General features: G+C 58.8%; 22 protein-coding genes. 12 read left to right on the plus strand and 10 right to left on the minus strand.

From position 1 onward, the window contains the following. Positions 1-58: 58 nt before the first annotated feature. Positions 59-1210, minus strand: coding sequence for a DcaP family trimeric outer membrane transporter (locus AC2FLO_RS08255; protein WP_496752740.1), 1152 nt, complete (start codon positions 1208-1210; stop codon positions 59-61). Between the two features lie 650 nt (positions 1211-1860). Here AC2FLO_RS08255 and AC2FLO_RS08260 point away from each other — a divergent pair. Beyond that, positions 1861-2064 (plus strand): hypothetical protein, encoded by a 204-nt coding sequence (locus AC2FLO_RS08260; protein ID WP_267365672.1) that lies wholly within the window; start codon positions 1861-1863, stop codon positions 2062-2064. 116 nt (positions 2065-2180) lie between these two features. Further along, on the plus strand, positions 2181-4226 hold the full coding sequence (locus tag AC2FLO_RS08265; RefSeq protein ID WP_496804438.1) for an ATP-binding protein: 2046 nt from the start codon (positions 2181-2183) through the stop codon (positions 4224-4226). Positions 4227-4302: 76 nt separating this feature from the next. On the opposite strand, the gene AC2FLO_RS08270 is transcribed toward AC2FLO_RS08265, so the two are convergent. Continuing rightward, on the minus strand, positions 4303-4749 hold the full coding sequence (locus AC2FLO_RS08270; protein ID WP_267365674.1) for a DUF4174 domain-containing protein: 447 nt from the start codon (positions 4747-4749) through the stop codon (positions 4303-4305). 168 nt (positions 4750-4917) lie between these two features. Here AC2FLO_RS08270 and scpA point away from each other — a divergent pair, with 168 nt between their 5' ends. From scpA to AC2FLO_RS08300, 6 genes are all read left to right on the plus strand, one after another. Then, a complete protein-coding gene (gene scpA / locus AC2FLO_RS08275; RefSeq protein WP_496752738.1) occupies positions 4918-7044 on the plus strand; it encodes a methylmalonyl-CoA mutase in 2127 nt (708 codons plus the stop codon). A gap of 103 nt (positions 7045-7147) precedes the next feature. After that, positions 7148-7750 carry a VOC family protein gene (locus AC2FLO_RS08280; RefSeq protein WP_496752737.1) on the plus strand — a complete coding sequence of 201 codons (603 nt, stop codon included), beginning with the start codon at positions 7148-7150 and terminating at the stop codon, positions 7748-7750. Next, on the plus strand, positions 7747-8235 hold the full coding sequence (locus AC2FLO_RS08285; RefSeq protein ID WP_496752736.1) for a GNAT family N-acetyltransferase: 489 nt from the start codon (positions 7747-7749) through the stop codon (positions 8233-8235). The genes AC2FLO_RS08280 and AC2FLO_RS08285 overlap by 4 nt, the downstream gene beginning before the upstream one ends. 45 nt (positions 8236-8280) lie before the next feature. After that, positions 8281-8961, plus strand: a complete 681-nt coding sequence (locus AC2FLO_RS08290) for a TerB family tellurite resistance protein (protein WP_267365678.1) — start codon at positions 8281-8283, stop codon at positions 8959-8961. Positions 8962-8965: 4 nt separating this feature from the next. Then, the gene (locus tag AC2FLO_RS08295) at positions 8966-9967 is read left to right on the plus strand and encodes an endonuclease/exonuclease/phosphatase family protein (protein ID WP_480545819.1); all 1002 of its coding nucleotides are present in this window, start codon (positions 8966-8968) and stop codon (positions 9965-9967) included. A gap of 37 nt (positions 9968-10004) precedes the next feature. Further along, positions 10005-10379: a hypothetical protein gene (locus tag AC2FLO_RS08300; protein ID WP_480486355.1), complete on the plus strand. Its 375-nt coding sequence runs from the start codon at positions 10005-10007 to the stop codon at positions 10377-10379. A 12-nt stretch (positions 10380-10391) separates the two neighbouring features. Here AC2FLO_RS08300 and AC2FLO_RS08305 read toward each other — a convergent pair whose 3' ends face one another. The 5 genes from AC2FLO_RS08305 to AC2FLO_RS08325 all read right to left on the minus strand — a co-directional run bounded on the left by AC2FLO_RS08305 (position 10392) and on the right by AC2FLO_RS08325 (position 16177). Next, on the minus strand, positions 10392-11936 hold the full coding sequence (locus tag AC2FLO_RS08305) for a Ppx/GppA family phosphatase (protein WP_496752735.1): 1545 nt from the start codon (positions 11934-11936) through the stop codon (positions 10392-10394). A gap of 49 nt (positions 11937-11985) precedes the next feature. After that, positions 11986-12675 carry an HdaA/DnaA family protein gene (locus AC2FLO_RS08310; protein WP_496752734.1) on the minus strand — a complete coding sequence of 230 codons (690 nt, stop codon included), beginning with the start codon at positions 12673-12675 and terminating at the stop codon, positions 11986-11988. Then, a complete protein-coding gene (locus tag AC2FLO_RS08315) occupies positions 12676-13749 on the minus strand; it encodes an AI-2E family transporter (RefSeq protein WP_496752733.1) in 1074 nt (357 codons plus the stop codon). Positions 13750-13838: 89 nt separating this feature from the next. Beyond that, entirely contained in the window at positions 13839-14813 is a 975-nt protein-coding gene (locus tag AC2FLO_RS08320; protein ID WP_496752732.1) for an isopenicillin N synthase family dioxygenase, read from the minus strand. Beyond that, on the minus strand, positions 14813-16177 hold the full coding sequence (locus tag AC2FLO_RS08325; protein WP_496752731.1) for an FAD-dependent oxidoreductase: 1365 nt from the start codon (positions 16175-16177) through the stop codon (positions 14813-14815). Before AC2FLO_RS08325 ends, AC2FLO_RS08320 begins: the two co-directional genes overlap by 1 nt. Before the next feature lie 169 nt (positions 16178-16346). Here AC2FLO_RS08325 and proS point away from each other — a divergent pair, with 169 nt between their 5' ends. Continuing rightward, positions 16347-17687, plus strand: a complete 1341-nt coding sequence (gene proS / locus AC2FLO_RS08330) for a proline--tRNA ligase (protein WP_480481934.1) — start codon at positions 16347-16349, stop codon at positions 17685-17687. Positions 17688-17815: 128 nt separating this feature from the next. Here proS and AC2FLO_RS08335 read toward each other — a convergent pair whose 3' ends face one another. After that, positions 17816-18175 carry a hypothetical protein gene (locus AC2FLO_RS08335; protein WP_267366022.1) on the minus strand — a complete coding sequence of 120 codons (360 nt, stop codon included), beginning with the start codon at positions 18173-18175 and terminating at the stop codon, positions 17816-17818. A 355-nt stretch (positions 18176-18530) separates the two neighbouring features. Between AC2FLO_RS08335 and AC2FLO_RS08340 the strand changes: the two genes are divergently transcribed. Together AC2FLO_RS08340 and AC2FLO_RS08345 are read left to right on the plus strand one after the other, a co-directional pair. Next, positions 18531-19826 carry a lipoprotein-releasing ABC transporter permease subunit gene (locus tag AC2FLO_RS08340; RefSeq protein ID WP_496752729.1) on the plus strand — a complete coding sequence of 432 codons (1296 nt, stop codon included), beginning with the start codon at positions 18531-18533 and terminating at the stop codon, positions 19824-19826. After that, positions 19819-20505, plus strand: coding sequence for an ABC transporter ATP-binding protein (locus AC2FLO_RS08345; protein ID WP_480899100.1), 687 nt, complete (start codon positions 19819-19821; stop codon positions 20503-20505). Before AC2FLO_RS08340 ends, AC2FLO_RS08345 begins: the two co-directional genes overlap by 8 nt. Here AC2FLO_RS08345 and AC2FLO_RS08350 read toward each other — a convergent pair. After that, positions 20489-20926, minus strand: coding sequence for a DMT family transporter (locus AC2FLO_RS08350; protein ID WP_267366019.1), 438 nt, complete (start codon positions 20924-20926; stop codon positions 20489-20491). The genes AC2FLO_RS08345 and AC2FLO_RS08350 overlap by 17 nt on opposite strands. A 97-nt stretch (positions 20927-21023) precedes the next feature. Between AC2FLO_RS08350 and AC2FLO_RS08355 the strand changes: the two genes are divergently transcribed. Beyond that, on the plus strand, positions 21024-21437 hold the full coding sequence (locus tag AC2FLO_RS08355; RefSeq protein WP_267366018.1) for a c-type cytochrome: 414 nt from the start codon (positions 21024-21026) through the stop codon (positions 21435-21437). Here the strand turns inward: AC2FLO_RS08355 and AC2FLO_RS08360 are convergent. After that, the gene (locus AC2FLO_RS08360) at positions 21434-22120 is read right to left on the minus strand and encodes a hypothetical protein (protein ID WP_496752728.1); all 687 of its coding nucleotides are present in this window, start codon (positions 22118-22120) and stop codon (positions 21434-21436) included. The genes AC2FLO_RS08355 and AC2FLO_RS08360 overlap by 4 nt on opposite strands. Positions 22121-22160: the final 40 nt, after the last annotated feature.

The following is a 22160-nucleotide window of genomic DNA, read 5'->3' on the forward strand; positions in this document are numbered from 1 at the left end:
AATCATGCCCGGTTTCGGGAAAATCCTGCCCGAAACCGGGCAGGATTTATGTGTGGTCTCAGAAGTTCAACTGGGCCGCAAGCTGAACGCGGCTACCATCAAAGGTTCTGCCGGTGGGCGCGTCGTTCCGCTCGCCATAGATGTATTCGGCGCTGAGCGTCAGACTGTCTGTCGCGTTGTAGAACGCGTTGACATGGATCGTTTCCAGCTCGGTGAAGGACAGCGTGCCGGTCGAGGTCGGCAGATCATAATCTTCGCGCCCGTAGGCAATGCCGACATTCCACTTTGCACCGATGTCCTGCCTGAATTCCACGGTGTAGCCATCCACATCGTTGGCCTGCCCACCGACAATGGCATCGCCGAGACCGATCAGGTATGGGCCAAGCGCCTCACCTGTGACGTAGTTGACCTGGAACAACCCGCCTTGCCAGGGGCGAATGCCGCCGGACAACGTAAAGCCGGTTTGATCCACTTCGACATTGCCGGAATTGGCTTTACCGTACAAAACGGCACCACGGGCGATATATGTGCCGTCGTTATATTCCGCCGAGGCCGTCAGGACGGGATCATCGGAATTCGACCCGCTGACGTTCTCTTCGATCGAGACCGCAAACTGTGCATTGCTGCCAAGCTGTCCGGTGTATCTCAGCTGCGGGACACGAGCGAATGCGATACCCACCGGTCCGTTGAATTCGACAGTGGTCGGGTAGGTGTCCAATGGTTGGAAGTTGGTCCAGTACTGACCGATCAGGAACTGGTCGCCGATGGTGATGTTGGCATGGCGTATGCGCAATTCAGCCGTGCCGCCGGAACCGAACAGGTCAAGCTCCAGCTGTCCGCCAATGTCACCGATCCCGCTTGGGGTGGTGGTACGCAGTCCGATCCGAGATTGGCGAACGGTTGCCCCGAAGGTGCCGTCGGTCGCAGCCGAGGGCTCGCCGATAACATTCACGAACGCCGTATCCCCCTGATCGTAGTCGAAGTCATAAAAGAAATCGGCCTTCACATACCCGTAAACGTCCAGAACGGTGTTGCCGATGCGGAAATCTCCATTGGCGGGGCTGCTTTTGGCGGCTTCCAGCGCCTTGATCCGGGCGCGCAAAGCGTCGAGCTCAGCTTGGGTCTGGGCGTCCTGAGCGAAAGCAAACGTGCCGGTCACACTGAGCGCAGAGGCAGCGAGCAGGAGTGCCTTTTTTCTAGTCATAGTCATGTGGGTGTTCCTTTGAGTGCGAGTGTGCCCAAGGACCGTTTCACGCAGCAGAAATCTTTGGAAATCACGAGAAAGAGAATAGAACCATCTGATTTATCAAGAAAATGTGCCTTTTTTGGCTTCTTGAATCACGGCGTCTTGAACCTGTCATCTAACGCGCTGCTGCGCCGTAATTCCTTCGCCGGTGGAGTGGCGGCGATTCGTGATGCTGCAACTGCAGAAAACATCGGAAGTGGTCCGTTTTGTAACGAAACTGTGACGGTGAACGGGTCTTTCGCGCTGGTATTTCACTTGAATGCTGTCGGCACGAAGTTGCGCGCCATTTTGCGGCTTGGGCAGAAACCAGCCGAGTTGTCCCAGGGAAACAATACTGTGTTTGCTCAACAGATTGTGCCGTGCAAACTTAATGGGCCGTGCGGCTCTACTTTGCCTGCGCCGCACATGCACCTACTATTCCGTACCCCTTCCTTGCGCGGGCAGGCTTGTGTTCCCCACATAGACCTGTCCGCGTTTTTCTTTTTGGCTCCTAAGGCCAAAGAGAAGCGAAAACCTGCACAAAACCTGCCTGCAACTGCATTGATATTGAATAACAGGCCCCATATCGCGCATCTGATTCCAAACGAACCAAGAAACCTAAAAGGGCAGACACAATGCGATTCTCGAAACTCATCCTTGTTGCGGCGACCTGTGCGGGTCTGGCCGCGTGCGGTGACACTACGGGCGAACAGGCACTCCTTGGCGGTGGTGCCGGGGCTGTGGGGGCTGCGGTCCTCAATGCCGACCCGCTGTTTGGCGCGGCCGTCGGTGCAGCGGGCAACGTGCTGTACTGCAAGACGCAGAACACCTGTAACTAACGCATATCCTTCGGGGCGCCTGGCGCCTCAGCCATCATTGCGCATCACGCCGTCGTGGGGATCGTTCTCTGCGGCGGCGTTTTGCGTTTCCGGAACACCAAGCCAAAGGACGTTTCATGTTCAATAAGATCCTGATCGCCAACCGGGGCGAGATCGCCTGCCGGGTCATCAAGACCGCCCGCAAGATGGGTATCGGCACCGTTGCCATTTATTCGGACGCGGACAAGAACGCGCTGCATGTGTCGATGGCCGACGAAGCCGTGCATATCGGACCGCCCCCGGCGAACCAGTCCTACATTGTGATCGACAAGGTCATGGATGCCATCCGTCAAAGCGGCGCGCAGGCAGTTCATCCCGGCTATGGCTTCCTGTCGGAGAACTCGAAATTCGCCGAGGCGCTCGAGGCCGAAGGTGTCGCCTTTGTTGGCCCCCCTGTCGGTGCAATCGAAAGCATGGGCGACAAGATCACTTCGAAGAAGATCGCACAGGAGGCCGGAGTTTCGACGGTTCCGGGTTACATGGGGCTGATCGAAGACGCGGACGAGGCGGTCAGGATCTCGAACGACATCGGTTATCCGGTCATGATCAAGGCCAGCGCCGGTGGTGGTGGCAAGGGTATGCGCATCGCGTGGAGCGATGAAGAGGCGCGCGAAGGCTTTCAGTCGTCAAAGAACGAAGCCGCAAACTCGTTCGGAGATGACCGGATCTTCATCGAAAAATTCGTAACCCAGCCGCGCCATATCGAAATTCAGGTTCTGTGCGACAGTCACGGAAATGGCATCTACCTGGGCGAGCGCGAATGCTCGATCCAGCGCCGGAACCAGAAAGTGGTGGAAGAGGCACCGTCACCCTTCCTTGATCCTGAAACCCGCAAGGCGATGGGTGAACAGGCTGTCGCTCTGGCCAAGGCCGTGAACTACGCAAGTGCAGGTACGGTCGAGTTCATCGTGGACGGAAACAAGAACTTCTACTTCCTCGAAATGAATACGCGCCTGCAAGTGGAACATCCTGTTACGGAACTGATCACCGGCGTCGATCTGGTTGAGCAGATGATCCGTGTCGCAGCGGGTGAAAAGCTATCGATAACGCAGGATGACGTGACCCTGACCGGCTGGGCGATTGAAAACCGTCTGTATGCGGAAGACCCGTATCGCAACTTCCTGCCGTCGATCGGTCGGCTGACCCGGTATCGCCCGCCGCAGGAAACTTCGGCTGGTCCGTTGCTGGTCAACGGCAAATGGCAGGGTGAAGCACCCGATGGTGAAACCGCCGTACGTAACGATACCGGCGTCTACGAGGGCGGCGAGATCAGCATGTATTACGACCCGATGATTGCCAAGCTCTGCACTTGGGCCCCGACCCGTGAGAAAGCCATCGAGGCGATGCGCGTGGCGCTGGACAGTTTCGAAGTGGAAGGCATCGGTCACAACCTGCCGTTCCTGTCGGCAGTGATGGATCACCCAAAGTTTGTCAGCGGTGACATGACAACGGCCTTTATCGCTGAAGAATATCCAGACGGATTCGAGGGCGTCACGTTGCCCGAAGTGGATCTGCGCCGGATTGCTGCGTCCTGCGCGGCCATGCACCGCGTCGCCGAAATCCGGCGCACCCGCGTGTCGGGCCGGATGGACAATCACGAACGCAAAGTAGGCAAGCGCTGGGTTGTGACATTGCAGGGGCAGGATTTCGCCGTGCAGGTCAATGCCGACAAAGAGGGGTCAACGGTCAAATTTGAGGACGGACCGTCCCTGCGTGTCGCTTCGGACTGGACCCCGGGCGATCAACTGGCGGTTCTGGACGTGGATGGCAGCCCGCTGGTTCTGAAAATCGGCAAGATCTCGGGCGGGTTCCGCGTTCGCAACCGCGGCGCGGACTTGAAAGTGCATGTACGCCGTCCGCGCCAGGCGGAACTGGCCAAGCTGATGCCGGAAAAACTGCCACCAGATACCTCGAAAATGCTGCTCTGTCCGATGCCCGGCCTTGTCGTGAAGATTGACGTCGAAGTTGGGCAGGAAGTGCAGGAAGGTCAGGCGCTATGCACAATTGAGGCGATGAAGATGGAAAACATCCTGCGCGCCGAAAAGAGGGGCGTGGTGGCCAAGGTCAATGCAGGCCCCGGTGACAGCCTTGCTGTAGACGACGTGATCATCGAGTTCGAATGACCATGTTGGCGCTTTCGGCATACAATCCAACGTTTCCAGCGCATCGCGCCGAGGCCTTTGGACATGGCGAAAGCGTTCAGCCCCCTTCGCGCCGTTCGCGGATCTCGCGTTCGCGCAGGGGGGTCTTGTCGATAGACCTGCCAATCTCACGCACGCTCCACGGGCTGGGTTTGCGCAGTTTGACCACGCCGTCCTTGTCGACGAACACCATCTGGAAGCCACGCGGCCGCAGCTTGGTCCGGATCGGAGACCGGGCAGACGGGTCCGTGTCTGTCAGCACGATGACATCACGGTCGCGCATGGCTGCTTCTTCTGCGACAAGCATATCGATCTGCTGCTGGAACCGCGGATCGGCGGGCGTGTCAGCGAAAACCACAATGGGGCGTTTGACCCACAAAAACTCGCTGAGTTCACTTTCACCCACCGGGCGGACAAAACTGTCATCAGACGGCGCGGTTCCGTCTGCCGCCAAGGCGGCCAGAGGGATTAGTGCCGAGAAAACAAAGGCAAGCGTGCGTGTCATGTGGCCTCCTGTTCTTTCGAATATAGCCCCTGTGCCCGCGATTGCGACCGGCGATTTGTGCCGGGTGACCACATTTTCGCGCTTGTGTCTGAAAGAACAGGCCAAGTGCAGGACCTTGGCGCGGACGCTTTCAGCGACCGCCATCCGTATTGACGAGAGGAAATCGAAATGACCGACACAAAGGACTGGAAAGCGCTTGCCGAGAAAGAGCTGCGCGGACGTCCGTTGGGCGACCTGACCAAGGAAACGCTGGAAGGTATCGCGGTCAAACCGCTTTACACCCAGGAAGACACCGCCGATCTGCCGCATATGGGGTCTTTGCCGGGGTTTGGCCCGTTTACCCGCGGTGTCAAGGCCACGATGTATGCCGGGCGTCCATGGACGATCCGCCAGTATGCGGGCTTTTCGACCGCCGAAGAATCCAACGCCTTCTATCGCCGCAACCTGGCGGCAGGCCAGCAGGGCGTTTCGGTTGCCTTCGATCTGGCGACACATCGCGGCTACGACAGTGATCACCCGCGCGTTGTGGGCGATGTCGGTAAGGCAGGTGTTGCCATCGACAGTGTCGAAGATATGAAAATACTGTTCGATGGCATCCCGCTCGACAAGGTCTCGGTCTCGATGACCATGAACGGCGCGGTTGTTCCGATCCTGGCCAGTTTCATTGTTGCGGGTGAAGAACAGGGTCACGACAAGTCTGTCCTGTCCGGCACCATTCAGAACGACATTCTGAAAGAATTCATGGTGCGCAACACCTATATCTACCCGCCGGAACCGTCGATGAAGATCATCTCGGACATCATCGAATACACGTCGAACGAGATGCCCAAGTTCAACTCGATCTCGATCTCGGGCTATCACATGCAAGAGGCCGGGGCGAACCTTGTACAGGAACTGGCCTATACGCTGGCTGATGGGCGTGAATACGTCCGTGCCGCGACTGAGGCCGGGATGGACGTGGACAAGTTCGCGGGCCGTTTGTCGTTCTTCTTTGCCATCGGCATGAATTTCTTCATGGAGATCGCCAAACTGCGCGCCGCTCGCACGCTATGGCACCGGGTAATGACCGAGTTTGGGGCAAAGTCCGAACGGTCGAAAATGCTGCGCACCCATTGCCAGACTTCCGGCGTTTCGCTTCAGGAACAGGACCCTTACAACAATGTCATCCGCACCGCCTATGAAGCGATGAGTGCAGTTCTTGGGGGCACCCAGTCCCTGCATACAAATGCTCTGGACGAGGCAATTGCGCTGCCCACCGATTTCTCGGCCCGCATTGCGCGGAACACCCAGCTCGTGCTTCAGGAAGAAACCGGTGTAACAGATGTGGTCGATCCTCTGGCCGGTTCTTACTATGTTGAAAGCCTGACCAATGAACTGGTCGAAAAAGCCTGGGCCCTGATGGAAGAGGTCGAGGAGATGGGTGGCATGACCAAGGCGGTTGCCTCGGGCATGCCCAAACTGCGCATCGAGGAAAGCGCAGCCCGCCGTCAGGCCATGATCGACCGGGGCGACGAAGTGATCGTCGGCGTCAACAAGTACCGCAAGGAACAGGAAGACCCGATCGACATTCTGGATGTCGACAACGTCGCCGTGCGCGAGGCGCAAGTGGCGCGGCTGGAACGCATTCGCGCAACCCGAAATAAAGCCGCGTGCCAAGCCGCGCTGAACGCCCTGACCAAGACCGCCCAGGAGGGCGGAAACCTGCTGGCCGCTGCGGTCGAAGCCGCCCGCGCCCGTGCATCCGTAGGAGAGATCAGCATGGCAATGGAGAAAGAATTCGGCCGCCACCGCGCCGAGGTGAAAACCCTGGCCGGTGTCTATGGCGCTGCTTATGAGGGCGACGAAGGCTTTGCCGCGATCCAGAAATCCATCGAGGACTTTGCCGAGGCCGAAGGCCGCCGCCCCCGTCTTCTGGTGGTCAAAATGGGGCAGGACGGGCATGATCGCGGTGCCAAGGTTATCGCCACGGCCTTTGCAGATATCGGGTTCGACGTGGACGTTGGCCCGCTGTTCCAGACACCTGCCGAGGCCGCGCAGGACGCGGTGGACAATGACGTGCATGTGGTCGGCATTTCCTCGCAGGCGGCGGGGCATAAAACACTGGCACCGCAGCTGGTGGAAGAGCTGAAGAAAGCAGGGGCCGACGATATCATCGTGATCTGTGGTGGGGTGATCCCGCAGCAGGATTACCAGTTCCTGTATGACCACGGGGTCAAGGCTATCTTTGGTCCGGGTACCAACATTCCCGAGGCCGCTCAGGACATTCTGCGCCTAATCCGCGAAGCGCGGCCCTGACACAAGGCAAGTCTTTAAACGAAAGCTCTTGTGATCCTGCGCCAATGGCGAAAACATGCGACCTGATCCCTTTGGGTCCGGTCGTTTTCGCAGGAGGGTGGACATGTTACTCGATCATCTGGCCGTCGCGGGCGAAACGCTTGAAGAAGCGTCTGCGCATATCGAACAGGCGCTTGGTGTTGCACTGCAACCCGGTGGGAAACACGGAAAATTCGGGACACATAACAGGCTGCTGGGGCTCAGGGACGGGCTCTATCTGGAAGCGATTGCCATCGATCCGCAGGCGCAGCCTCCGGGCAGGCTGCGATGGTTCGATCTGGACAATTTTCAGGGCGGACCGCGTTTGACGAACTGGATATGCCGGGTCGAGGATATCGAGGCCACACTGTCGATCTTCCCCGATGGCACCGGAGAGCCCATCGACCTGACCCGCGGCGCGTTGCAATGGCGCATGGCGGTTCCGCCAACGGGGCGTTTGCCGTTCGACAATCTGTTTCCCGCCCTTATCGAATGGCAAGGCGACCTGCACCCGGCAAACATGTTGCAGGACAGCGCGTGCCGGTTGCGGCGTCTGGTTGTCTATCACCCCGATGCCCTGACACTGGCCCGTCAACTGGGTGAACTGGATCATGTGGTGTTCGATACCGGCCCCGCCGCTTTGCAGTCAGAAATTGAGACACCTCATGGGCTTCGGGTGTTGGAATGAACATACGCCCGGCCACAGCGTCAGATGCACCAGCCATTGCCCGGATCACCAATGCGATCATCCGGGACACTTTGGTCACTTTCACGACGGACGAACGCAGCGCCGCCCAGATTGCCGAAGATATCAAGGCACGCGCGCCCGGTTATCTGGTTGCCGAGCACGACAGCCACGTTATCGGCTTTGCCACATATGGCCCTTTCCGCACCGGGCCCGGTTATGCGCAAACCTGCGAACATACGATCCAGCTGTCACCGGATGCGTGGGGCAAAGGGGTGGGGCGTGCGTTGATGTCAGAGCTGGAGGAAATCGCGCAAGCCCAAGGCGTTCATGTTCTTGTCGCGGGCATATCCTCGGCCAATCCGGGGGCTGAGGCGTTTCATGCCGCACTTGGCTATTCGAAAGTCGGGGTGATGCCCGAAGTCGGATTTAAGTTCGGCCAGCGGCTGGACCTTGTGCTGATGCAGAAAATTCTTGGTGCTGAATGACCTGTTGCACCTGACAGTCCCGAATTGTGACGCTAGGGTGCGGTCATGTCGATCTGGACCCGCATATCCGATGCGCTGAGCGCGCTTGCCCAGGGCGAAAGCCTGACCGCAGTTTTTGAAAAACTACGCTCGCCACCGGAACGGTCCGTGGCCTTTACGATTGCGGTCATCGCACTGGGTGCCAAAATGGCCAAGGCAGACGGTCAGGTGACCCGTGATGAGGTCACCGCCTTTCGCGACGTGTTTCAGATCGCACGCGAAGATGAGGAAGGTGCAGCCCGCGTCTTCAACATGGCCCGTACGGACGTGGCGGGATATCAGGACTACGCCCGCAAAATCGCCCGCATGTTTTCCGAAGACAGCACAACCCTGTGTGACCTGATGGAAGGTCTTTTTCACATCGCGATGGCGGATGGTTTCTATCATCCGAACGAAAACGCATTTCTCGAAGATGTCAGCCAGATTTTCGGGCAAACCGACGCGCAGTTCAAAGCGCTGCGGGCGCGCTTTGTTCCGGATGCGCCAAACGATCCTTACACGGTTCTGGGCGTTCCACATGACATGCCGCTGCCCGACATTCGCAATGTCTGGCGGCAGCTGGTTCGGGAAACGCACCCTGACGCCATGATGGCCCGGGGTGTCCCCGAAGAGGCGATCCGGTTGGCCGAGAAAAAGATGATCGACATCAATCGCGCCTGGGATGAAATCAACGGCGCGCGGGCCTGATCAGATGCGGCTGGCGACCTATAATATCGAATGGTTCGCCAATCTGTTTGACCAGAAAGACAGGCTGATCGTCGATGACAGCTGGTCCGGCAGACACGACGTCACCAAAGCGCAGCAGATCGAAGCAATTGCCAAGGTTCTGACTGCAATTGACGCAGATGCGATTGTGATCGTCGAGGCGCCCAACACGGGCAGACGCCAGAACACGGTTCGGGCCCTGCAAGCCTTTGCCGAAGCGTTCGACTTGCGCACGTCTGATGCGGTGATGGGCTATGCAAACGACACACATCAGGAACTGGCATTGCTCTATGACAGAACGGTGCTGAGTGTTCGCCACGATCCCAAGGGAGATATTGCAGATACCACAGCCCCCCGGTTCGATGGTGTATTCAAAATCGACCTCGACATTGATGCGACCGAGGATGTCGTGCGGTTCTCCAAACCGCCGATGGAACTGGCGGTGACGACGCAAGCGGGGCACAACATCCGCCTGATCGGGGCACATCTGAAATCCAAGGCACCGCACGGTGCCGAATCGCGGGACGAGGCGATCCGGATTTCGATTGCCAATCGCCGCAAACAGCTGGCGCAAGCGATCTGGCTTGCACGGCGCGTCGAATGGCATGTTGCGCAAAAACAGCCCGTCATTTTGCTGGGCGATCTGAACGATGGCCCCGGGCTGGATGAGTTTGAGCACCTCTTTGGCCGCTCGTCGGTCGAGGTGTTGCTGCAAGCCGGATTGTTCGACCCGAACGCCGTCACAGCCTACAGGTTTCGGCCCGGGCCGGTGCCTGCTACTGCGCGCTTTGCCCGCCCGGAAGAAGGTAAATTTCTGGACGCATTGCTGGATTACATAATGATTACCACGGACCTGCAAGCATATCGCCCGTCCTGGCGTATCTGGCACCCGTTTCAGGATGCCGCCTGTTGGGCTGAACCGGAATTGCGGCAGGCGCTTTTGACGGCCTCCGATCATTTTCCGGTCACGCTGGATATTGAACTGTGACCTTTCCAGCCTGCCACACGGGCCTTATATGTCAGGTATGAAACGCATCTTGCTGATCAGTACGATCTCAGTGTTCCTTGCTGCGCCTGCAATGGCGCAGGAAGACAATGAAAAATCCCTGATGGAACAGGGGGCCGAACTGTTTTTCGAAGGTTTGCGCAAGGAAATGGAACCGGCATTGGAAAACTTGCTGGGTCTGGCGGAAGAGCTTGGCCCGGCGATGCAGTCCTTCTTGCAGCAGATGGGCCCGGCGCTTGCTGAACTGGCCGCTGAGGTCAAGGACTGGAGCGTTTATGAGCCGCCCGAGATCCTGCCCAATGGCGATATCATTATCCGCAGAAAACCGACCCAAGAGCCATCCGAGCCCGAAAAGCGGGATATCGAGGTGCCAGAAGGACCCACAGATATCTGACCTGGTTAAAGGTCAGCCCCTGATAATCACGCGAGTCTGAGATTTCAGTGCTGCTGCCAAAGCGCTGAACCGGGCTTCAGCCACTTCGCTGAACAGGGGGGCAGCGGTTTCGGGCAGATACAGTTCCAGCTCTCGCTTTTTGGGGAAAAACTTGAGCTGCCCCATATTGGCATCGTTGTGCATCCACAACATCGCGCCAAACCGCATGGCCTTGCCCAGAATCTCGGCCTGTTTCTGGCTTTTTTCATCCAGCAATTCGTAAAGCCGAGAGAACCGATTGCCTTCCCGTTTGTTGCGATAGCGGTGTTGCAGTGCCAATCCGATGAAGACACGCTCGGAATGCTTCAAACCACCCAGATTGGCGCGCGTGACGTTGTCGAAACACACCTCGGCCCGATAGTCGGGATGCGCGCGCCAGCTTACATCGTGCAGCAGGCAGGCCGCCTTGATCAGGCGCACTCTGCTGGGCGGTGCCGATCTGAACAGCGGGATGACAAAATCATAGAGATTGCTGCCAAATCCGGGCAGGCGCGCGTCCTTGGCTTCCGAGAACCGGCTGGCTTCGATCAGCGGGTCGCGATCGCGCACTTCCTGTGGCATCTGCTCATATAGCAACCCCTCGCGAATCCCATAGCTTGAGATGGCGATATCTTTGGGTTTGAACGTGCGGATCAGCCGCGCCAGAACGTCCATCGCATACGGGATAAGCGCCATGCGCGAGCTCGACACGCCCGCCTGAGCACGCAGCTTTTCGCCATCGTGTTTTTCGATGTATTTGATCGTCTCGCGCACCTGTTTGGTGGTCATGCGGTATTCGTGCAGAACGTTCAGCGGATAGCCCCGCCGCAGCATGTCCAGCCGCGCAAAGGCGCGCCAGCTGCCGCCGACCAGAAACAAACGGTCTCGCTGCTGGCCCATCTGATTGCGCAGATCCTCCATCGTTTCCTTGATATGCGCTTTTCGCGCGCGCCGCCCGCCTTTGATGTCGCGCAGTTTCAGCGGCCCAAGCGGCGAGGTTACGCGACGGCCGACCTGACCACCGCCGATTTCAGCCAATTCCATCGACGACCCGCCGATATCGCAGATCAATCCATAGGCTCCGGGCCACCCCAAAAGGACACCCTGCGCCGACAGGCGGGCTTCCTCGTCACCGTCAATGATAGACACCTGCAAACCGGTTTCAGCCTGCACCTGATCGCAAAACTCGGGCCCATCCGAGGCTTCGCGCACAGCGGCGGTGGCGACAACATGCAAACCGGGCAAATCCAGATCCATTGCCAAGTGCTGGAACCGTCGTAGTGCCGACAAGGCGCGTTCGCGGCCACGCGGGTTCAGTCGCCCGGTTTCGGACAGGCCCGCCCCCAGTTCGCACATGACCTTTTCATTGTAGAAATAGGCAGGTGATCGGGCCGCCCCGTCGAAAATGACCATCCGGACCGAGTTCGACCCGACATCGACAACCCCGACGCGCGACAGCGCCCGTGCGTCCGGTTTGTCAAACAGGGGCTTTCCGAACGTTCCCCAGTCCGGGATATCGGTTTTGACGGTCTGATCCATGTGTGTTCCAGATAGTTCTGCCTGAGGATGCGAAATTGACGTCAGCGGGTCAATCATTGGTCTCGACCTCATCCGGGGCCGTGTTCAGTACGCGAATGGCAAGCGCGCGTGTAATGTCGCGTTTTTCAGCCAGGGCCAGTTGGTCCAGTTGGGATACAACGTCGGCTGCGCTTTCAAACCGCCGGTCCATATGCTTGACAAGATAGGCGATGACATCGGGGCCGGGGTTGAGCTGCCTGTCGACAAACAGCTTGGCAAGTACTGCGCCCAGCAATGCGTCGTCGGGCGGATCCAGTGCGACGTGATGCGCGCCTTCGACCCGGCTTTGCAGGTCGGCCAGCGGCAACTCCCAGAATTTCGGCGCAAGACGGCCGGTCATCAGCAGGGGGTGCCCCTCGGCCAGAACAAGATTATGCAGGTGGAACAGCGTTTTTTGCAGTTCGAGATCGCCGGCGATCAAAGGCACATCTTCGACCGCAATCGGCATACGCGCCAGGTCTGGCACATCGTCATATCTCAGGTCTCTGCCCTGAAGGATTCGACCGCCGGTTTCAGCGGCCCAGACATGGGCCAGATGGGTTTTGCCCGCGCCAGCAGGCCCACTCAGCACCAGTTTATTGCCGGGCCAGGACGTGGCCGAGATCATTGCCACCGCCAGCGCATTGGCCGGTGACACAAAGAAGTCCTCTCGCCCGAGCGCAGTTTTGGCGGGCAGATCAAAGCTGAGTTGTCGGGCCATTTATTCGGTTTCCTGATCCAGACCTTCAAGACCAGTGTACAATCTGCTGTCGAGGTATAGCGATGTGGCAAAGCGGGCCAGAACGCCCAATGCTGCGGCGACCGGGACTGCCACCAACATGCCCACAAAGCCAAACAGCGCGCCAAAGACTGACAGGGCCAGCAGCAACCAGACCGGATGCAGCCCGACAGAGCTGCCGACCAGCTTGGGTGTCAGGAAATTGCCTTCAGTGACCTGCCCAATGGCAAAGATACCCGCGATCAGCCCGATATGAGCCCAGTCGCCCCAGAACTGAAACAGCGCAAGCCCAATGGCCAGCGAGCCTCCGATAAGGGCGCCCAGATAGGGTATGAACGTGACCAGGCCCGCGATAAAACCCACAATCAGGCCGAATTGCAGACCAGCAAGCATTAGTGCGACCGCGTAATAGGTGCCAAGGATCAAACAAACTGTTCCCATGCCGCGCACGAACGAGGCCAGAACCGCATCGATCTCACCCGCCAGCCGCCTGATGATGGGGGCGTGGTCACGTGGCAGCAGCTCTCCGATGCGGGCGGTCATGCGATCCCAGTCCAACAGCAAGTAAACAGCCACGACCGGCACAATGACCAACAGAACAACGATGTTGATCGCGGAACCCAGCGAGGTCAGCAGCGTCTGCATAACGTCCCCGGTTTTGGATTTCAGCGTTTCGCCAAAGGACACCAGCATCGCGTGCGTGCTTGATTCCCGGTCAAGCAATGACGGGAACTGTTTTTCTATGAAACTGCGCAACTGTTTGAACAGATCAGGCAGTACATCGACAAGATCCAGCAACTGGGTGATCAGCGCAGGGACCACCATCAGAATTGCCAGTACAAATCCCAGAACACCGACGACCGTGATGACCGCCGTGGCGGCCATACGCGACAGGCCCAGCCGCTCCAGCCGGTCAGCGACCGGATCGAGGAAATAGGCAATGGCCCCGCCGATGACAAAAGGCAACAAGACATCGCCAAGGGCCCACATGATCAACGCGAAAACCGCAGCGGCGATGCTCCAGTATCTCAGCTGATCCTTAACCGGCAAAGCCATGGCGATCCCCTTGTTCAGGCCCTTGCAGGTGTTCTTGGCGCATCAAAGCCCATGATGCAAGCGGTTCATGGCGCTTGCGTTTGCAGGGGTCAGCCGCGCAAGGTTCCCAATTCAGGCGTGTCTTTGGTGGCGGTCTCATCGGGCCAGTTGGTGCGCCAAATCTCGGCCGACCAGTGCCCGCAATGAACCGCCGGGCGGTCAAAGCCGGGCAGGGGCGGCAGCAAAGGCGCGACGACGACGTTGTGACGGGGCACCGCGAAATAGGGAAAAGAATACCGTTCCTGACCCGATCGGTTTACAACCCGATGGGGTGTGGATTTCAACCGCCCGCCCGACCACAGTTCAAGCATGTCACCGATATTCACCACGAAACCACCGGGTGGGCAGCCGGGCGTGATCCAGCCGCCGCTGCGGGTCTGCACCTCAAGCCCGCCCACCGGATCGGGGGCAATGATGGTCAAGGCGTCGGTATCCTTGTGCGGATGGATGCCATAGCCTGCCTCATCTTCGGCCTGAGGCGGGTAATGCAACAGGGTCATGTTGGTCATCGGGTCCCGGAATGCACCGCGCAGCGAGTCGGCTTTCAAATCCAACCCTGCTTCTAACGCGCCCAGCAACAGATCGGTGACGCGATCCAGTTGCCGCCAGTAACCCAGAATGACCTCTTTCGCGCGTGGTACATCGTCCGGCCAGAGGTTCGGCCCGTATAACGCGCAATCCTCACGCACCGGGTCGTCTGCCGCGACCTCGTGATGCAGTTTGTACCCCTCGTATTTGTCGGCTTTGCCCGAGCCATCATTGGGTGTGAAAAACCCCATGGGAATATAGCCGCGATAGTTGGCGCGGGTGATGGCCTGATCCCATTTTCGTGCGTCATCGACGGCAAAGATCTGTCGGGTGATCTGACGCACCTGATCCACGGTTTGCTGGGATATGCCAGTCCCGGTGATCGACAAAAAGCCGATCCCCTGACAGGCCGCAAGGATGTGCCGGACCGTTGTGTCATAGGCTGCGGTTCCTGGTGCAGTCAAAGGCGCGATGTCAATCGTTGGGATATTGTCCATCAGTGAATCCTCACCCCCTGACGTTGCAGTTCCGCGTGAACAGGTGCCAGATTCAGCTGGTCCAGCTCCTGATTGCTTTTCAATGATACCGCTGCGGCGATTCCCGCGCCCTGACCCATGACCGCGCAACAGGCCATGTTGCGCGTGGCAGCATGCGCCACCCGGTCCGCGCCATGTGACCGTCCTGCAACCAGCAGGCCTTTGATGCCCTTGGGCAGCATCGACCGATAAGGGATTTGCATATACCGCCCCGTAGTTGGCAGGATCAGAATGCCATAGCCGTCGATGAACTCGGGATAGATACCTATTGTATCCTCGAACCGGCCCTGATGGCGGGCATCGTTTTCGGTCATGTTGTAAACCGCGTCGATCTTGCGGGTGTCGCGGATGCCGATGGTCATCCCAAAATTCCGCAAACGAGCGTTTTCGCAACCGGGCATGAACCGGCGCAGCGCGTCGATGGCCAGCATGGTCTGGCGGCGGCCTTCAATCTCGCCGCGCGTCAGGCTGTCGGGGTCAGTGCCATCGATCTCGGCCAGATGGATGAGGTTCATGTAGGTCAGCTCGCCCGTGTCATGCATCGCACCCCAGGTTCCGGCGATGGTATTCAGGTGCGGCGGGATCAGCCCCTCATCAATCGCTTGCTGGAACGGTTTGTGCACGAAGGGTGAGAACATGTCGTCCTCTTTCCCCGAGGTTTCGATATTCCACTCTCCGCCGCCGCCCCAGTCCTTGTAGGTCTGCGGGTCAGCTTTCACACCTTCCATGAAGGCGCGTTTATCGACGCCCGCCAGATGGAACATGACCGAAGCCGCCATCATGTCCTCGCGCGGAGTTTTGTGGGTCGGCGCGCCCGAACGATGGGCCACATCCGCGTCGCCGGTGGCATCGATGACGACCTTGGCCAAAATCGCTTCGCGTCCGGCTTTGGATTCTGTGATGACGCCGGTGATCCGGTCACCTTCCAGGATCGGGGCCACGAAATGCCGATGCAACATCGGATGCACACCCGCTTCTTCGACCAGCTTGTCGGCGACCAGTTTGAAGCCTTCGCTGTCCAGCTCATAGCTCAGCGACTGGCTTTCCGGAACGGCGGCGCCCATCTCCTTGGCGCGGGTCTCGAATTCCATCCCGATGCCACCTGCCTCGACGGTTTGCTCGTGCCGGTACCAGGCAAATCCTTCGACGCCGACGGCAGTGATGTTGCCACCCATGCAGCCGAACCGATCAATCAAAGATACCTCGGCCCCCGCACGTGCCGCTGCAAGCGCCGCTGCCAACCCGGCAGGGCCAGAGCCCACGACCAGAACATCGGTTTGATGAATGACGGGAATTTGGCGTGCGGGTTCCTGAATGGTTTGCATCAGCGCCTCATGAGATTTGCGTTTCCGCTACCATTGGGATTCCCGATTGGCGGGTCAATCAAAAAACTGACTGCCGCAAGGTCGGAAAAACACCAATGCGCGATTGCCCCCGGCGGGGCTTTGGCATAATCACCTGTCCAGTCGAATTCTTACCTTTGAAGGTCCGTCCATGCGCCTGAGCCGTTACTTTCTGCCCGTTCTCAAGGAAACCCCGTCCGAGGCTCAGATTGTCAGCCACCGGCTGATGCTGCGTGCAGGGATGATCAAGCAGGCCTCTGCCGGGATTTATTCCTGGTTGCCGCTGGGCTTCAAAGTGCTGCGCAAGCTGGAAAACATCGTCCACGAGGAACAGGCGCGGGCCGGTCACATCGCGATCCAGATGCCCATCATCCAGTCGGCGGATCTGTGGCGTGAATCCGGGCGCTATGACGATTACGGTCAGGAGATGCTGCGGATGAAGGACCGGCATGACCGGGACATGCTGTTCACGCCGACGGCCGAAGAACTGGTGACAGATATCTTCCGCGGCCACGTCAGCAGCTACAAGGACCTGCCGCTGACGCTCTACCAGATCCAGTGGAAGTTTCGCGATGAAATCCGCCCGCGTTTCGGCGTGATGCGGGGCCGTGAATTCTACATGAAGGACGGATACAATTTCGACCTGACCAAGGAAGATGCGCTGCACGCCTATAACCGCCATCTGGTCAGCTATTTGCGCACTTATGAACGGATGGGACTTCAGGCGATTCCGATGCGCGCCGATTCAGGCCCCATCGGTGGCGATGACACGCATGAGTTCCTGGTTCTGGCCGATACCGGTGAATCCGAGGTTTTCTATGACAGCGCCGTCACAGATCTGACCTTTGGCGACCGAGACATCGATTATGACAACCGCGAACAGTGTCAGGCCATTCTGGAAGAGTTCACTTCGAAATACGCCCGCACTGATGAAACCCATGACGAGGCGCTGTTCAATCAGATCCCCGAAGAACGCCGCCGCGTGGCGCGCGGCATCGAGGTGGGCCAAATCTTCTACTTTGGCACCAAATACTCCGATCCCTTGGGCGCGACTGTCCAAGGCCCGGATGGCAAACCGGTTCCGGTTCACATGGGCAGCCATGGTATCGGTGTCAGCCGCCTTGTGGGAGCAATCATCGAGGCCAGCCATGACGACAAGGGCATCATCTGGCCCGAGGGCGTGACCCCATTCCATTGCGGTATCGTCAACCTCAAGCAGGGCGATGAAGAAGCCGATGCAGCCTGTGACAAGATCTACACGGCGCTGACGGCTTTGGGTCTGGAGCCGCTCTATGACGACCGCAACGAACGCGCGGGCGGCAAATTCGCCACGATGGACCTGATCGGTCTGCCCTGGCGCATCACGGTTGGCCCGCGCGGTCTGAAGAATGGTGTAGTTGAACTGACCTGCCGCCGCACTGGCGAAAGCGAGGAACTAAGCCCCGAAGCGGCCGTCACCAAAGTTGCTGAGATTTACCAGCAGATCGCCTGAGCGACCATCAGTTGCTGCATTAAGCGGGCGTTGAAACACGCCCCGTGATCCAGAAGGGGTGCCGGAGGCTCAGACCTGGCGGCCCTTCCCAAGCTACCTGAAGGCCGACCGCGTCAGTCGGTCGGTTCTCAGTTTTGATCCGACGTCGGGCGTTCGGCCAGGACGTCTCCGTTGGCTCCGTCACCTGTGGCCACAACAATCGGGCGGCCAAGGCGGCTGATCAGTTCGCGAAACTCGATATCCAGAAAGCGCAATCCGCAAATCCGCGCATCGGTTGCCCGATCCGTGATACACAAACGGCCTTGCCGGAAAACCAGACGATATCCTTTGTCTTTCAGGATGTCTGCCAGATTGCCCCAGCTTGCCGCGGTGACAAAGATCGGCCGGATGGCCGCGCGCAGCAAGGCTGCGGTTTCACAATCCAATTCTGTTGAAGCCTGACGGGTCGAAATTGCACCCGCGCCATTGGTTGAAATTCGTAAATTCATTGAGCGACCCCCGCTCTTTAAATGTGTTCCCCCATGGTTAGGGTGGCAAAGTTTCTGAAAATAATCAAAAAGAGTAATAAAATTTCGCACTTGTTGTTGCCTTTACGATTCAGTGGCTCACGATGTGCGATGATTAACGTCATACCTGAAACAATCACCTTCTGTCTGTGATGCGCTTCACAACTCATGGTGTAGCGCCCGAATTGGAAGACACCTGTTTTGCACGTGTATTTTGACCGTGCCACGAAACGATTCGGCTCTTTCAGGCTGAGGAGCCAGTTCAGAGTGACAACCGGCTTGACCATTGGGCGAAATGCCGAAAGGGTCGCCGCAAACAAGAAAACCCGGAGCAGGCATGGCCAAGACACCCCCGCCCTTTGCCCCTTTTGAATGGAAAATCGCCTGGCGATATCTGCGCGCGCGCAGGGCCGAAGGCGGTGTCAGCGTGATGACATGGATCTCTTTGATCGGGATCACGCTTGCCGTGTTTGCGCTGATTGCAACGCTGGCTGTCCGTTCAGGTTTTCGCTCTGAATTCGTCGGCACCATCCTGGGCGCCAATGCGCATGTGACGGTCTATTCCTCGGGCGAATTTGACGCGCAGGGCCGGGTGGATCGGACGATTGCCGACTACAAGGAACGCACCGAACGCATAGCGCAGGTGCCCGGAGTTGAGCGTGCCGCACCGCTGGTGAAGGGACAGGTGCTGATCACCAATCGCGACAGCAGCAGCGGGGTCGAGGTGTTTGGCATCCGACCCGACGATCTGCTCGACCTGCCGGGTATCGCGCAGGCGGAACAGGCGGCGGGGGACCTGTCGGACTTCCAGACGGGTGAGGATGTCATCGCCATTGGATCGGGTGTGGCCCGCAGCATCGGGGCCACTGTCGGGGATGTGGTCAAACTGACCTCGCCCAACGGGGTCAAAACCGCCTTTGGCACGTCGCCGCGCGTGAATGCCTATCGCGTTGTCTATGTGTTTTCGGCCGGTCGCTATGACATCGACCGCACCCGCGTCTACATGCCGTTTTCGCAGGCGCAGGGCTTTTTCAACCGTGAAGGTGTGGCGGATGAGATAGAAGTGATGGTGGACAAGCCCGAAGATCTTGGCCCGATCCTGGTTCCCATTCTTGAGGCGTCGGGCGAGCGCAGCCAGATTTGGACGTGGCAGGACGCATCCGGCGGCTTTCTACGCGCGCTCGAGGTTGAGGATAATGTGATGTTCATCATCCTGTCGATCCTCGTTCTGATTGCTGCGATGAACATCGTTTCGGGCCTGATCATGCTGGTCAAGAACAAGGGGCGCGATATCGGTATCCTGCGCACGATCGGCCTGAGCGAAGGATCGGTTCTGCGCGTCTTTTTCATCTGCGGTGCGTTCACCGGCCTGATCGGAACGGCAATGGGGGTCATCCTGGGATGCCTCTTTGCGATCTACATTGATCCGATTTTCTCATTCGTAAACTACGTGATGGGCGGTGGCGTGTGGGATCCGTCGATCCGTGGCATCTACGCCCTGCCGGCCGAACTGCATCTGAGCGATGTGCTCAAGGCGACGGGCCTGTCGCTTGGCCTGTCTTTCATCGTCACCTATTTCCCCGCCCGCCGCGCGGCGCGGCTGAACCCGGTCGAGGCGCTGCGCTATGAATGATGTCACCTTGCGACTGAACGGTCTGACCAAGACCTACCTCAAAGGCACACCGGGCGAGGTGCAGGTTCTGCGCGGGGTCGATCTCGAGCTGCGCGCGGGTGAGGCCGTGGCCATGGTTGCGCCGTCAGGGGCGGGCAAATCAACGCTTTTGCACATTGCCGGTCTGCTGGATCGGCCTGACGACGGAACCGTCGAAATCGGGGGGCAGAATGTGAACGGCAAGGGCGACCGAACCAGAACGGCGTTGCGTCGGCAGGATATCGGGTTCGTATATCAGTTCCATCACCTGCTGCCCGAGTTTACGGCGCTGGAAAACATTACATTGCCGCAACTGGCCAATGGCGCGTCCGAAAAAGCTGCTCAGGCACGGGCATTGGACTTGCTGGACCGTGTGGGCGTCGCCCCGCGCGCCAGCCACCGCCCTGCGGCGCTTTCGGGCGGTGAACAACAACGCGTGGCTTTTTGCCGGGCGCTTGCCAACGCGCCACGTGTTTTGCTGGCAGACGAACCGACAGGCAATCTGGACCCTGAAACTTCGGATCAGGTGTTCGATGCGCTGATGACGCTGGTGCGGGACGAGGGATTGTCGGCGTTGATCGCGACCCACAACCTCGAACTGGCGGCGCGCATGGATCGCATGGTCAGGCTTGAGGGCGGCGTGCTCAGGCCAGTTGAGTGATCGCAACACCGATGGCCATGACCGCGATACCACCTGCCCGCATCAGGGTGAGGGGTGCCACCTGTGCGCCGAACAGGCCGAAGTGATCGATTGCCGCGGCACTGATCAATTGCCCCAACAGGACAAAGAACACGGCGTTTCCCACACCGAAATGCGGGGCGACATGGGTGATCGACAACACATAGAATGCAATCAGGATGCCAGCGAACAACAGGTGTTTCGGGGCCTGCGCAACCTTGGACAAGGCTGCAAAACCGGGAAACAACAGCATGGTCAGAACCGAGGCGGCCAGGGCAATTGCAAACAGCACCACAGCTGCCGTTGTCGGTGATCCGATGACCTTGCCAAGGGCCGCGTTAAGAGCGGCCAGTATCGGAATTCCAAATCCGGCGGCCAGCATGATGGCTGCGTATTGTGTCATTGCCCGAACCCTCTGCACCTGTTTCGTTGATCTGGATCATTGCGCCCATATGCCTGTCGGGCAACCCTGCAAATGTCAATTGTGACAGGAGGATACGATGTTCAAGGCAACGATCGGTATGCTGGTTCTCGGGGTTTCGGCTGCTGCCGCACAGGCTGCTTGGGCGCAGGATGCCGCGACCGGAGAGGAACTCTATTTGCATTACTGCGCGACCTGTCACGGGATTGACGCAACCGGGCAAGGGCCGATGGCCAGCGTGCTGGTTGTTCAGCCGTCCGATCTGACCGCATTGTCCAGCGAAAGCGGGGTGTTCCCGACCGCCCGCGTTGTTGCCCGCATCGACGGCAGGGACCCGCTGGTCAGCCATGGCAGCCCGATGCCGGTCTATGGCCCTTATTTCGACGGGCAGGACACATCCATGAAAACACCGGAAGGTCAGCCGATCCTGACCAGCCAGCCGATCGTTGATCTGGTGGCATATCTGGAAACCCTGCAGCGCGCCCGGAACTAACTGCAAATCCCTTCGATCCTGGCTTCGCTCCACGGGATCAGGACCGGGCGCTCGCGCCCCTGTTCCGGCAAGGGTGACAGATCAAATTGGGCACCCAGCATGTCATGAAGTCTTTTGGTGCGCTTGGCCTGAGGGGCCAGCGCGCGACAGCACACGTACTCCTCGACGATCGCGCCCTGCTGTTCGAACCCGTAGGTCAGAAAATCCGGAGAGGTTTCGAGGTCGAACAGATACGGATCCCTTCGGCCCCCATGTTCCGCCGCAGCGCGCAGGGGGTGGTAACCCGTGGTCCGGCGATTCTGCCATTGCCAGACATGCGTCAACTCATGGGCCAAAAGCATCGCGGCCAGCAGGTTCATCTGATCCGGAAAGTCGGACATATAGTCCTCCAGATACCAGTCGCGGGCAAAGTAGACTTTGTTGAAGAGGGCCACGGCAACAGGTTTGCCCGTCACCGGCCCGGGGTCCACCGGGGGCAGAATGCGTTCGCGGCAGGCCAGTCGCGGGCGTTCTTCGCGGAAATACGTCACGTTTGCCACCGGGGCACCTTCGACCAGACGGATATGATCCAGATCCAGGGTTTCCCCCTGAATGGTTTCCGCAAAATCGCGCTCCTGCTCGGTCAACTCACGACCGCAGGCGGCCAGCAACAAAAGAGAAGCAAAGAATACACGCAGAACCATAAGTTGAATCTTATTCCGCTGCGGGTATTCCGCAAACCGT

The sequence above is a fragment of the Ruegeria sp. TASC047 genome, from assembly GCF_059612445.1.